The sequence below is a fragment of the Stenotrophomonas sp. YJH_SMC_27 genome, assembly GCF_059369815.1.
This window is the reverse complement of the sequence record NZ_JCAFTA010000002.1, coordinates 40,644-54,422: the sequence shown is the minus strand read 5'-3', so window position 1 is coordinate 54,422 and position 13,779 is coordinate 40,644. Positions and strand designations below refer to the sequence as shown.

At 68.2% G+C, this 13,779-nt stretch carries 7 protein-coding genes; 6 read left to right on the top strand and 1 reads right to left on the bottom strand.

Annotated elements, in window-relative coordinates:
- Positions 1-40 precede the first annotated feature (40 nt).
- Entirely contained in the window at positions 41-1,450 is a 1,410-nt protein-coding gene (locus tag AC5P7R_RS03795; RefSeq protein WP_227852909.1) for a sugar porter family MFS transporter, read from the top strand.
- The gene (locus tag AC5P7R_RS03790) at positions 1,447-4,005 is read left to right on the top strand and encodes a glycoside hydrolase family 3 protein (RefSeq protein ID WP_478435837.1); all 2,559 of its coding nucleotides are present in this window, start codon (positions 1,447-1,449) and stop codon (positions 4,003-4,005) included. The genes AC5P7R_RS03795 and AC5P7R_RS03790 overlap by 4 nt, the downstream gene beginning before the upstream one ends.
- 8 nt (positions 4,006-4,013) lie before the next feature.
- Here the strand turns inward: AC5P7R_RS03790 and AC5P7R_RS03785 are convergent, their stop codons facing one another.
- On the bottom strand, positions 4,014-5,072 hold the full coding sequence (locus AC5P7R_RS03785; protein ID WP_021202401.1) for a LacI family DNA-binding transcriptional regulator: 1,059 nt from the start codon (positions 5,070-5,072) through the stop codon (positions 4,014-4,016).
- Between the two features lie 92 nt (positions 5,073-5,164).
- Between AC5P7R_RS03785 and AC5P7R_RS03780 the strand changes: the two genes are divergently transcribed.
- The 4 genes from AC5P7R_RS03780 to AC5P7R_RS03765 are packed head-to-tail and all read left to right on the top strand — an operon-like array spanning position 5,165 to position 13,762.
- Positions 5,165-7,339, top strand: a complete 2,175-nt coding sequence (locus tag AC5P7R_RS03780; protein WP_495213767.1) for an alpha-glucuronidase family glycosyl hydrolase — start codon at positions 5,165-5,167, stop codon at positions 7,337-7,339.
- A 32-nt stretch (positions 7,340-7,371) separates the two neighbouring features.
- On the top strand, positions 7,372-9,324 hold the full coding sequence (locus AC5P7R_RS03775) for a sialate O-acetylesterase (protein WP_459390239.1): 1,953 nt from the start codon (positions 7,372-7,374) through the stop codon (positions 9,322-9,324).
- A 53-nt stretch (positions 9,325-9,377) separates the two neighbouring features.
- Positions 9,378-11,072 (top strand): glycoside hydrolase family 43 protein, encoded by a 1,695-nt coding sequence (locus AC5P7R_RS03770; RefSeq protein WP_478436566.1) that lies wholly within the window; start codon positions 9,378-9,380, stop codon positions 11,070-11,072.
- Positions 11,069-13,762: a glycoside hydrolase family 3 protein gene (locus tag AC5P7R_RS03765; protein WP_459390187.1), complete on the top strand. Its 2,694-nt coding sequence runs from the start codon at positions 11,069-11,071 to the stop codon at positions 13,760-13,762. The genes AC5P7R_RS03770 and AC5P7R_RS03765 overlap by 4 nt, the downstream gene beginning before the upstream one ends.
- Positions 13,763-13,779: the final 17 nt, after the last annotated feature.

The window sequence follows — 13,779 nt, the reverse complement described above, 5'->3', positions numbered from 1 at the left end:
GGCAGGCGAAGGGCGCAACGGTGCACTCAAGGGGATGGGGATGAACCAGGCAGCGGGCAGTGGTGAGAACACGCGGCTGATCGTACTGATCAGTGTGGTGGCGACGATTGGCGGTTTTCTGTTCGGCTTCGACAGCGGCGTGATCAACGGTACCCAGGATGGCCTGCACCAGGCGTTCCGGTCCGGTGAGTGGATGCAGGGGTTCGAGATCGCGTCGATGCTGCTGGGCTGTGCGGTGGGCGCGTTCAGTGCAGGCCGGCTGGCCGACCGCTTGGGCCGTCGCAACGTGCTGATCCTGTCGGCAGTGATGTTCCTGCTGTCGGCACTCGGTGCCGGGGCAGCGGTGTCGTCGGGCTGGTTCATCGCCGCACGGGTGGTGGGTGGATTCGCGGTCGGCGCGGCCAGCGTGATCTCGCCGGCCTACATTGCCGAGGTCGCTCCGGCCCGCTATCGCGGCCGCCTGGCTACCGTGCAGCAGATCGCGATCATCACCGGCCTCACCGCTGCCTTCCTGTCCAACTACCTGCTGGCGGCCGCAGCGGGCGCGTCGACCGAACCGCTGTGGGGCGGGCAGGCCGCCTGGCGCTGGATGTTCTGGATGCAGGCCGCGCCGTCGCTGCTGTTCCTGCTGCTGTTGCTGACCATTCCTGAGAGCCCGCGCTACCTGGTGGTGAAGCGGCGCAAGGACGATGCACTACGGGTGCTGACCCGGCTGCTGGGCAGCGGCAAGGCCCGCGCCACGCTCGAGGAGATCGATGCCTCGCTGTCCAACGACCACCATCGCCCGCGACTGTCCGACCTGAAAAGCAGGGGGACCGGGCGGATCCGCCCGATTGTCTGGGTCGGCGTCGGGCTGGCCTGCTTCCAGCAGCTGGTCGGCATCAACGTGGTGTTCTATTACGGCGCCGTGCTGTGGCAGGCGGTCGGCTTTTCCGAAAACGACGCGCTGCTGATCAACGTGCTGTCCGGCGCGCTGAGCATCGGTGCCTGCGTTGTCACGGTACTGCTGATTGACCGGATCGGCCGCAAGCCGCTGCTGTGGTTCGGCTCGGCAGGGATGTCGCTGTCGCTTGCACTGGTGGTGGTGGCCTTTGCCAGCGGTTCGCTGGCGGACGGGCACCTGCAGCTGCCCGGTCGCATGGGCACGCTGGCGCTGGTGGCGGCCAATGCCTACGTCGTGTTCTTCAATCTGTCCTGGGGGCCGGTGATGTGGGTGATGCTGGGCGAGATGTTCCCGAACCAGATCCGCGGTTCGGCACTTGCGGTCGCTGGCGCAGCGCAATGGACCTCCAACTTCGTGGTCACGGTGACGTTCCCGATGCTGCTGGCCGCGGCAGGGCTGGCAGCCACCTACGGCATCTACCTGGTGGCTGCCGTGATCTCGGTGATCTTCGTCGTCCGGCATGTGCACGAGACCAAGGGCAAGGAACTGGAGCAGATGGAAGGATGAGCACCATGACATCGCAGGCCTTCGTAATCCGCAGCGGCGCGCTGGTCGCCGCACTGATGCTGGGATTGCTCGGCTGCCGCGGCCAGGACCGGGCTGCCGCCGCCGCAGCCACCGACAAGGATCCCTGGCCGGAGGTCATCTGGCCCCTGGCTGCGGACCCGGCGCTGGAGAAGCGCATCACCGACCTGATGGCCGGCATGACGGTGGAGGACAAGGTCGGCCAGCTGGTGCAGGGCGACATCGCCAGCGTCACTCCAGATGATGTGCGCCGCTACCGGCTCGGCTCGATCCTGGCCGGGGGCAACTCCGATCCCGGTGGCCGCTATGACGCGTCGCCGGCCGAATGGCTGGCGCTGGCCGACGCTTTCTACGACGCCTCCATGGATACCTCCAAAGGCGGCAAGGCCATCCCTCTGCTGTTCGGCATTGATGCCGTGCACGGGCAGAGCAACATCATTGGTGCCACGTTGTTCCCGCACAACATCGGGCTGGGCGCCACGCGCAATCCGGAGCTGCTGCGGCAGATCGGTGGCATCACCGCGCTGGAGACCCGCGTCACCGGCATGGAGTGGACGTTCGCGCCGACCGTTGCGGTACCCCAGGATGATCGCTGGGGACGCACCTACGAAGGCTACTCCGAATCGCCGGAGGTGGTGGCCAGCTATGCCGCCGCCATGGTGGAGGGGCTGCAGGGCAGGGTGGGAACACCGGAGTTCCTCGATGGTCGCCATGTGATCGCCTCGGTGAAGCACTTCCTGGGCGATGGGGGCACCACTGACGGCAAGGACCAGGGCGACACCCGTATCAGCGAGTCAGATCTGGTGCGCATCCACGCGGCCGGATACCCGCCGGCAATCGCCGCCGGCGCGCAGACCGCGATGGCGTCGTTCAACAGCGTCAACGGTGAAAAGATGCATGGGCACCGGCATTACCTCACCGATGTGCTCAAGGGTCGCATGAACTTCGGTGGCTTCGTGGTGGGTGACTGGAATGGTCATGGACAGGTCAAGGGCTGCACCACCACAGACTGCCCGGCCACCATCATCGCGGGCCTGGACATGGCGATGGCCTCGGACAGCTGGAAGGGCTTCTACGAGACGACGCTGGCTGCGGTCAAGGACGGCCGGATCACGACGCAGCGGCTGGACGATGCAGTGCGCCGGATCCTGCGGGTCAAGTTCCGCCTTGGGCTGTTCGAGGCCGGCAGTCCATCCACGCGGGCCGTCGGCGGGCAGTTCGCACTGATCGGCGCGCCAGCACATCGCGCGGTTGCCCGGCAGGCCGTGCGCGAATCGCTGGTCCTGCTGAAGAACCAGAACGGCCTCCTGCCGCTGTCGCCGAAGCAGCGGATCCTCGTGGCCGGCGACGGAGCCGACGATGTCGGCAAGCAGGCCGGCGGCTGGACGCTCAACTGGCAGGGCACCGGCACCACCCGCAAGGACTTCCCCAATGCGGACACGATCTACGAGGGCATCGCGCGCCAGGCCAGCGCGGCCGGTGGTGAAGCCGTGCTTGCCGTTGACGGTCGCTATGCAGTGAAGCCCGATGTGGCGGTGGTGGTGTTTGGCGAAGACCCCTATGCCGAGTTCCAGGGAGACCGGCCGACGCTGGCGTACAAGCCCGGCAACGAAACGGACCTGGCGCTGCTCAAGCGGCTCAAGGCCGAAGGCATACCGATTGTTGCGGTTTTTCTGAGCGGGCGGCCGCTCTGGGTGAACCGGGAAATCAATGCCGCCGATGCCTTCGTGGCTGCATGGCTGCCGGGCTCGGAAGGCGCCGGCATTGCCGATGTACTGCTGCGCGGAAGCAATGGCCGCGTGCAGCACGATTTCAAGGGCAAGCTCAGTTTCAGCTGGCCGCGCACCGCCACCCAGTACGCCAACAACGTTGGCCAGAAGGACTACGATCCGTTGTTTGCGTTCGGCTTTGGCCTGACCTACGCCGACAACGGCGACCTGGCCGCGCTGCCGGAGGCATCGGGCGTGACCGGCAACGAGGGCGCGACCGGCGTGTTCTTCGCCCGCGGTGATGCAGGCCCCGGCATGGCGCTGCGCCTTGAGCAGGCCGCAGGCCAGGGCCTGACCGTGACCCGCGTGCCGGATGCATTGCCCGATGATCGGCTGAAGATCACCGGCGTGGATCATCTGGCGCAGGAGGATGGGCGACGCCTGGCCTGGTCGGGCAAGGGCGAGGCCGTCGCTGCACTGCAGTCGCACACGGCGCTGGACCTGCAGCGCGAATCCAACGGCGACCTGATGCTGCTGACCACGCTGCGGGTCGACGCTGCGCCGCAGGGGGAGGCGTGGCTGTCGGTCGGTTGCGGCGCGGGCTGCTCGGCACGCATGGCCATCGGGCCGTCGCTGGCGGCGCTTCCACAAGGCCAGTGGAAGCGTGTTGGCGTGCCGCTGAAGTGCCTGGCCAAGGCGGGCGCCAAGCTGGACGCGATCGACCGGCCGTGGTCGGTGGTGACGGGCGATGCGATGACGATCTCCGTGTCACGCGTCGCGCTGGGTGCGCTGAACGAAGCCGAGGTCACCCTCGGATGCGGAGCATGATGCCTGCGCTACCGCCGCCGGGGCGGCGCGGCGACCGAACCGCGTGCGATCAGCCGATGCGGCATCACATGATCGCGCAGCACCGTTGTGTCCGCCGCCGGACGGCGGATGGTGCGCAGCAGGATGTCGACGGCCGCGTTGGCCATCGAGGCGATGGGCTGGTGGATCGTGGTCAGTTCCGGCCACACGGTGGTGGCGGCCGAGGTGTCATCGAAACCCACGACCGACAGGTCGCGCGGCACTTCCAGCCCGCGCCGATGGGCGACGGAGATCGCGGCGGCGCCCATGTCGTCGTTGCTGGCGAAAATCGCGGTCGGTGGCCGGCGCTGGGACAACAGCTTTTCGGCGGCAGCCAGGCCGGACCGGTAGGTGTAGTCACCGTGCTGGACCAGGCCGGGGTCCACCGCCAGCCCGGCCTCGCGCAGGGCGGTGACGAAGCCGTCGTAGCGGAGCGCACTTGCGCTGAGGTCATCGCGCCCTCGGATGAAGCCGATGCGGGTGTGTCCCTGCCGGAGCAGGTGCTCGGTCATTTCCCTGCCCGCACTGAAATCGTCGATGCGGACGCAGGACAGGGCTTCGCTCAGGCGACCCGATGCGATGGCCACCACTGGAATGCCAGCCTTGACCAGTTCGCTTACGGCGGCCTGCGATTCGCAGAGCGGCGGCGGCAGGATCACCCCGTCGACGCGTCCGGCGAGCGCGCGCGCCGCCCTGCGTTCGGATTCGGCATCCAGGTTGTCCCAATAGTCGATGACCAGCTGGATGGCGGAACTGGAGGCGACGCGCAGCAGGCCCACCAGCAGTTCGCGCAGGTAGGCGCCGCTGGGGTTGGTGTAGATCAGCGCAATGCGCGTGTGCTGTGCGGCGGCCAGCGAACTGGCGGCAAGATTGGGCGTATAGCCCAGCTCACGCACGGCGCGCAGCACGCGCTCGCGGGTGACGTCGCGCACCTTGCCCTGGTTGATCACCCGCGACACGGTCATCGGCGAAACGCCGGCAAGGGCCGCAACCTCGTCGATCGTCACGCCTGCGGTTCTGCGGCGAACCGATTTCTTCGGCTTGTCCAATGCACGATCCCTTTGTTCTTGGTGGCGCTGCCGCGGGGGTGCGAAGGACGATGATGCGCTGCCCCGGGCCCGGACGTAGTCTACAAAGGCGCATGTTAACGCCCTTGTTGCGTGCTGTCGGCACGCGCCTGTGGGCCGTGGTCGTGCTGCTGGCCTGTGCTGGCGTGGCGCGGGCGGAGGATGGCTACGGGCTGTGGATGCGCTACCAGCCGGTTGCCGCAACGGTCGCTGCCGATTACCGGCGGCAATTGGCCGAAGTGGTGGCCCCGGATTGCACGCCGATGCAGCGCGCTACCCGCGACGAGCTTGCGCGCAGCCTCCCTGGATTGCTGGGAACGGCGCTGCCAATGCGAACGGCAATCAGTACTGACCATGCCCTGGTGCTGGGTACGCCGCAGTCCTCGGCGCTGGTCGCCGCGTTCGGCAACGAGGTTGCCACGCTGGGCGACGAGGGCTTCCTGATCCGGGGGGTCCGGATCGAGGGGCGCGATGTACTGCTGGTGGCGGCACGCCGGGATGTCGGCGTGCTGTATGGCACGTTCCACCTGCTGCGCCTGTTGCAGCGTGGCATGCCGCTGCAGGGGCTGGACGTGCGGGCGTCGCCGCGGGTCGCACTGCGTGTGCTCGACCATTGGGACAACCTGGATCGTTACGTCGAGCGTGGCTATGCAGGCAGCTCCCTCTGGGACTGGCAGACGTTGCCGCAGTGGCGTGACCCGCGCTACACCGACTACGCCCGTGCCAACGCCTCGCTCGGCATCAACGGCACCGTCCTCAACAACGTCAATGCCAGTGCGATGAGCCTGTCGCCGGCCTATCTGGCCAAGGCCGCAGCGCTGGCCGACCTGTTCCGCCCCTATGGCATCCGGGTCTACCTGAGCGCACGCTTCAGTGCGCCCATCGAGCTCGGCGGCCTGGCGACGGCTGACCCGTTGGATCCCGGCGTGCGGCGCTGGTGGCGCGACAAGGTCGATGAGATCCATGCGCGCATTCCGGATTTCGGCGGCTTCCTGGTCAAGGCGAACTCGGAGGGGCAACCCGGCCCGCAGGATTACGGTCGTTCCCATGCCGACGGCGCCAATCTGCTGGCCGACGCGCTGGCGCCCTACAACGGTGTGGTGATGTGGCGGGCCTTCGTGTACTCGCACGAGGTTCCCGAAGATCGCGCCAACCAGGCGTACAGCGAGTTTGTCGGGCTGGACGGCGCCTTCCGACCCAACGTGATCGTGCAGGTGAAGAACGGCCCCATCGACTTCCAGCCGCGCGAGCCGTTCCATCCGCTGTTCGGCGCGATGCCACGCACGCCGCTGATGATGGAACTGCAGATCACCAAGGAATACCTGGGTTTTGCGACGCACCTGGTCTACCTGGGAACGCTCTACGAGGAAGTGCTGCAGGCCGACACCCATGCCCGTGGCGAGGGCTCCACGGTTGCCCGCGTGGTCGATGGCTCGCTGGAGGGTCATGCGCTGACCGGTATCGCCGGCGTGGCCAACATCGGCGTGGACCGCACCTGGAGTGGCTCGCACTTCGATCAGGCCAACTGGTACGCCTTCGGCCGACTGGCCTGGAACCCGCAGGAATCTGCGCGCGCGATTGCCGAAGACTGGGCAGCGCTGACCTTCTCGCCCGACCCGCAGGTGACCGGCCCGATCGTGCGGATGATGATGGACTCGCGCGAGGCGGCAGTGGATTACATGACGCCGCTGGGCCTGCACCACCTGATGGCACGCGGCCATCACTACGGCCCCGGCCCCTGGGTGGACGGAGGCCCGCGTGCGGACTGGACGTCGGTGTACTACCACCGCGCAGACAGCCAGGGCATCGGTTTTGACCGCAGCGCCGGCGGAAGCAACGCCGTGGGCCAGTACGCGCCGCAGGTCGCCGAGGTCTATGGCGACCCCGAGCGGGTGCCCGAGTCGCTGCTGCTGTGGTTCCATCATGTGCCGTGGGATCACCGCATGCGCTCGGGCAGGAGGCTCTGGGATGAGCTGGTCGGGCGCTATTCGCGGGGTGTGCGCCAGGTGCGGTCGATGCAGGACACCTGGGCCGGCCTGAGCGACCGGATCGATCCGCAGCGGCATCGGCACGTTGCTGCGTTCCTGCAGATCCAGCACGACGAAGCGCAATGGTGGCGTGACGCCAGCGTGGCGTACTTCCAGTCGCTCAGCGGACGGCCATTGCCCGCCGGCGAACGGCCACCGCCGCAGCCATTGTCGTACTACCAGGCGTTGCAGTTTCCGTTCGCACCGGGGGATGGCCGATGAGCAGGTTCGGAGCGGTCGGGTGTGTGCTGTCGATGATGGCTGCGGCAGTAGTGGCGATGCCGGCCGCGGCGCGGGAGACGACGGGACTGCTGCATCCGCTGTTCAGGGATCACGCCGTCCTGCAGCGTGACCGGCCCATTGCGGTCTGGGGGCACGCAAGCCCTGGGCAGCCGGTTTCCGTGACGTTTGCGGGGCAGGCGGTGAGCAGCCGGGCGGACGCCGCAGGCCGCTGGCAGGCGATGCTGTACCCGGTCGCCGCTGGCGGTCCCTACACGCTGGAGGTAAACGACGGAACGCGCCGGCAGACGGCGCGCGATGTGCTGATGGGCGACGTGTGGCTGTGCTCGGGCCAGTCGAACATGGAGCTGCCGGTGTGGCGCTCGCTCAACGCTGCCAGCGAGATCGCCTCGGCCACGATGCCACGGATCCGGCTGTTCACCGTGCCGCAGGAGGGGGCCGCGCAGGCACAGGAGAGCTTCAAGGGCGACCCTGCATGGACAACGGCAACCCCCGACAGGGTGCGCGATTTCTCCGCCACCTGCTTCTACTTTGCGCGCGAACTGCAGCGCACGGTCGACGTGCCGATGGGGCTGATCGAGGCGGCGTGGGGTGGCTCGCGGATCGAGGCCTGGACCAGCGTTGGTGCACTGCGCGGGCAGGGCGGCCTGGATGAGGCCCTCGACATCCTCGCGCGGTCTGCGCGTGATCCGCTGGAGGCACGCGCAGCCTGGGGCCGCTACTGGCAGCACTGGTGGGCCACACGCGAGGGCACGCTGCCCGGCGACGCCCCATGGCGGACGGATGCCGATGACCGCGGATGGTCGCGCGCACCGGCCACACTGGGCGCATGGGAGCGGTGGAACGAGCCCGCACTTGCCGACTACAACGGCATGGTCTGGTATCGCACGCAGGTGATGCTGAGCGCTGAACAGGCCGCACGCGGCGCGACCCTGGAGCTGGCATCGGCCGACGAGGTGGACGTGACCTGGGTGAACGGGGTCGCCGTCGGCAGCCAGTACGGCGCCGGCGAGAGGCGCTACCCGTTGCCACATGGCCTGCTGAAAGCAGGATCCAACAGCATTGCGGTCAACGTGCTGGACACCTACGGCGAAGGCGGCCTGGCCGGTCCTTCAACGGCACACGGCCTGCAGTTCGATACCGGCGAGCGGGTGCCACTGCAGGGACCGTGGATGTATCGGGTTGCGCCGGGCCAGCAGGCGCCGCCATTTGCCCCTTGGCAGGCGGCCACCGGGCTGTCGACGCTGTACAACGGAATGATCGCACCGCTCGGCGGTTTCGGGCTGCGCGGCATGCTGTGGTACCAGGGCGAATCGAACACCGGTGATGGCGCGGCATACGCGGCGCGGTTGCGTGCGCTGCGCGAGGACTGGCGGCGGCAGTTCGGTGCGCGCACGCCACTGCTGCTGGTACAACTGGCCGGCTACGGCCAGCCGCCGGCTGCGCCCGCCGACAGCGGCTGGGCGCAGGTGCGTGAGGCGCAGCGGCGCGTCGCGGCCGAGGATGCGCAGAGCGGTCTTGCCATTGCCATCGACATCGGCGACGCCTACGACATCCATCCGCCGAACAAGCAGGAGCTCGGGCGCCGCCTGGCGCGCGTGGCGCGCCATGTGGTGTACGGCGAGCAGGATCTGGCACCGTCAGGTCCGCGGGCGGTCACGGCCGTGCGGACGCCCGCGGGCGTGGCCATCGCGTTCGAGGATGTCGAAGGTGCGCTCACCGCAACCGGCGCACTGCGTCCGATCGGCTTTGAACTGTGCGAGGCCAGGGGCCATACGCGCCACTGCGAGTACGCCGATGCCGGACTGGATGCGCGCCGGATCCTGCTGCGCGGCCCGCTGTCCACGCGCGCAACGCATGTGCGCTACTGCTGGGCCGATGGCCCGGTGTGCACGCTGCGCGACCGCAGCGGGGCGCCGGCCGGCCCGTTCGAACTTCCCATTGCCGAAGCCGAGGCCCGACGATGATGACGTTGTCCAAGCAGTCCCCTCTGGCCCGCGACAGGGCCGGCCTGAGGTCGATGGCGCGCCACCTGCTGGGGGCGTTGTTCCTGCTGTCGGCCGCAACCACCCGGGCCAGCGCGCCGCCGGATGCTCCGCCGGTGTACTTCGACTGGTTCGAGTACCGCGGCAATGACCAGGCGTTTGAAGTGCCGCTGCCGGCCGGGCACTACCGCAATCCCGTCCTGGCCGGCTTCCATGCCGATCCCAGCATCGTGCGCGCGAACGGCCGGTTCTATCTGGTCAATTCCAGCTTCACCTACTTCCCGGGCATTCCGGTGTTCGAAAGTGCCGACCTGGTGCACTGGAAGCAGATCGGCAATGTGATTGACCGCCCCACGCAGCTGGATTTCGACGGCCTGAGCGTCTCGCGCGGCATCTTCGCGCCGACCATCGAGTACCACGACGGTACGTTCTACGTCGTCACCACCGCCACCGACAGTGGTGGCAACTTCATCGCCACCGCGCGCGATCCGGCCGGTCCGTGGTCCGATCCGCACTGGCTGCCCGGCATCGATGGCATCGACCCGTCACTGTTCTTCGACGATGACGGCAAGGTGTACCTGATCAACAACGATGCACCGCCCGGCCCGCCGCGCTACGACGGGCACCGCGCCATCTGGATGCAGCAGATCGATCTGGCGGCATTCAGGCCGGTCGGGCCGCGCCGGGTGCTGGTTGATGGAGGCGTGGAGCCGGCAAAGAATCCCATCTGGATCGAGGGACCGCACATCTACAAGCGGGAGGGCTGGTATTACCTGTCCGACGCTGAAGGAGGTACCGGGCCGCAGCATTCGCAGGTGGTGCTGCGCAGCCGCACGGTGTGGGGGCCCTACGTTCCCTATGCGGGCAATCCGATCCTGACCCAGCGCGAACTGCCGGACGACCGTCCACTTCCGATCACCAATGCCGGCCATGCCGACCTGGTCGAAGGCCCGGATGGCTCGTGGTGGGCGGTGTTCCTGGCCAGCCGCAACTACCAGAAGCAGCACTACAACACCGGGCGCGAGACCTACCTGTTGCCGGTACGCTGGCAGGATGGCTGGCCGCAGATCCTGCCGGTTGACCAGGCCATTCCCTATGTGGCCAAGGCCCCCGCGTGGATGCAGGGCGAGGCATCCCAGGCCCCTTCGACCGGCAATTTCGTAGCGCGCGACAATTTCGATGGCCCGACGCTTGATCCACAGTGGCTGCGCGTGCGGGTGCCCAGGCATGCCTGGGCCGACCTGGCCACGCGCCCCGGCATGCTGGCCGTGCACCCGCTTGCCGAGGATCTGGACACGCTGCGCAATCCGGCATTTCTCGGCCGGCGCCAGCAGCATCTGCGCTTCGAGGCGAGCACCGCGATGACCCCGCCAGCTTCCGGAGTCGCCGCCGGTCTGGCGGCGTTCCAGAGCGAGGCGTACTGGTACTTCCTTGGCGTTCGTGACCTTGGCGGGGGGCGCCTCTCGCTCTTCCTCGAAGCGCGCGACGGTGGCCGCAGCACGCGGACGCTGGCCAGCCGTGAAGTACCTGTGCCTGCAGCACTGCGCCTGAAGGTTGCCGGCAACGAGGGCGACTATGCGTTCTCGTTCGACACTGGCGATGGGCAGGGCTGGCAACTGCTCGCAGGCGGGGTGGACGGCACCGTTCTGAGTACGGACCGGGCAGGCGGCTTCGTGGGCGCACTGCTGGGTCCTTTCGCGCGCGACGAGCGCACCGGGAGAAGCAAATGAGGCTGTCGATTTCGTCCAAGGCCCGCCGCCGTACCTTGCGCGGTGGAGCCGCCCTGTTCGTACTGACCTGCGTGGCGGCCGCCGCGTCCGCGGCCGCGCCGCGGCCCTGGCTGGACGTTTCGGCCAGCTTCGAGCAACGGGCCGCCGCACTCGTCGCGCAGATGACGCTGGAAGAGAAGGCCGCGCAGATGCAGAACGCCGCGCCGGCGATCGAACGGCTGGGGGTACCCGCCTACGACTGGTGGAACGAGGGACTGCACGGCGTCGCACGGGCAGGGCAGGCCACGGTGTTTCCGCAGGCAATCGGCCTGGCCGCGACCTTCGATGTACCGTTGATGGGGCAGGTGGCCACGACCATCAGCGACGAGGCCCGCGCAAAGCACCACCAGTTCTTCCGCGAAGGCGCGCATGGCCGTTACCAGGGCCTGACCTTCTGGTCGCCGAACGTCAACATCTTCCGCGACCCGCGCTGGGGGCGCGGACAGGAAACCTATGGCGAGGACCCGTACCTCACCGCGCGCATGGGCGTGGCCTTCGTACGTGGCCTGCAGGGCGACGACCCCGTCTACCGCAAGCTGGACGCCACCGCCAAGCATCTGGCCGTGCACAGCGGACCGGAGGCCGACCGCCATCACTTCGATGCACGGCCCAGCCGGCGCGACCTGTATGACACCTACCTTCCGGCGTTCGAGGCGCTGGTGAAGGAGGGCGAAGTGGATGCGGTCATGGGCGCCTACAACCGCGTGTACGGCGAGTCCGCCAGTGCCAGCCGTTTCCTGCTGCGCGATGTGCTTCGACGCGACTGGGGCTTCAAGGGCTACGTGGTCTCGGACTGCTGGGCCATCGTCGATATCTGGAAGCACCACCGTATCGTCACCACGCGCGAAGCCGCTGCGGCGCTGGCGGTGAGGAACGGCACCGAGCTGGAATGCGGCCAGGAGTACGCCACATTGCCCTCGGCCGTGCGCCAGGGGTTGATCAGCGAGGCGGAGATCGACGATGCAGTGACCCGCCTGTTCACCGCACGGATGCGCCTGGGCATGTTCGACCCACCGGAGCGGGTGCGCTGGGCGCGCATTCCCGCCTCGGTGAACCAGGCGCCGGCCCATGATGCGCTCGCGCTCAAGGCCGCGCAGGCATCGCTGGTGCTGCTGAAGAACGACGGCATCCTGCCACTGTCGCGCAACACCAAGCGCATTGCCGTGGTTGGCCCCACCGCCGACGACACCATGGCGCTGCTCGGCAACTACTTCGGCACACCGGCCGCGCCGGTGACGATCCTGCAGGGCATACGCGAGGCGGCCAAGGGCGTTGAAGTGCGTTATGCGCGCGGCGTCGACCTCGTGGAAGGCCGTGACGATCCCGGCGCCACACCGCTGATCGAGCCGACCTACCTGCGGCCCTCGGCGGACTCGCCCGAGCGTGGCCTGCGCGGTGAGTACTTCCGCACGCCCGACCTGTCCGGCACTCCGGCCCTGGTGCGTACCGACGCGCAGATCGGCTTCCGCTGGGACCGCGGCTCGCCGACCGACAACCTGCTGGCACGCGGCGAAGCGGCACCGGGGCAGGGGATTCCCAACGACCGCTTCAGCATCCGCTGGAGCGGCCAGCTGCTGCCCCCTGTGTCCGGTCGCTACCGGCTGGAGGTGGCCGGCGATGATGGCTACCGCCTGTATCTGGACGGCAAGCGCGTGATCGATCACTGGGTGAACACGGATCGCCTGCATGCCGAGGGTGTCGAACTCGACCTGCAGGCCGGGCGTGCCTATGACCTGAAACTGGAGTACTACGACGACCAGCGCGATGCCGGCGTGCGCCTGGGCTGGCGCATGCCCGGCGCCAAGGCACCGTTCGATGAAGCGCTCGATGCCGCACGCGATGCCGATGTGGTGGTGTTCGTTGGTGGACTCACCGGCGATGTCGAAGGCGAAGAGATGACGGTCAACTACCCGGGCTTTGCCGGTGGCGACCGTACCGACCTGCGACTGCCCGCGCCGCAGCGCACCCTGCTGGAGGCCCTGCACGGCACCGGCAAGCCGGTGGTGATGGTGCTTACCGGTGGCTCGGCCATCGCCGTGGACTGGGCGCAGGCGCATCTGCCGGCGATCCTGATGAGCTGGTACCCCGGGCAACGCGGCGGCACCGCAGTCGGTCAGGCGCTGTTTGGCGACGTCAATCCCGCCGGCCGTTTGCCGGTCACGTTCTACAAGGCCGGCGAAGCGATGCCGGCATTCGACGACTACGCCATGGAGGGCCGCACCTATCGCTACTTCCGCGGCACGCCCCTGTATCCGTTCGGTCACGGTCTGTCGTATACCCGATTCGACTATGGAACGCTTCGCCTCGATGCAGACAGCCTCCGCGCCGATGGCCGCCTGGGCGTGGCGCTGGATGTGACCAACGCGGGCACCCGCAGCGGTGACGAAGTGGTGCAGCTGTACGTGCGGCGCGAGCACGCTGGCAGCGGCGACGCCGTGCAGGAACTGCGTGGCTTCCAGCGCGTCCAGCTGGCCCCGGGCGAACGCCGCACGGTGACGTTCACCCTGGAGGCGGCGCAGGCCCTGCGCCACTATGACGAAGCGCGCGCGGCGTACGCGGTGCAGCCCGGTGCCTATGAGGTCAGGGTGGGGGCGTCCAGTGCCGATATACGTGCGCAGGGCAGGTTCACCGTGGTGCCCGCGCTTGACTGATCATCCCCGCCGGCATC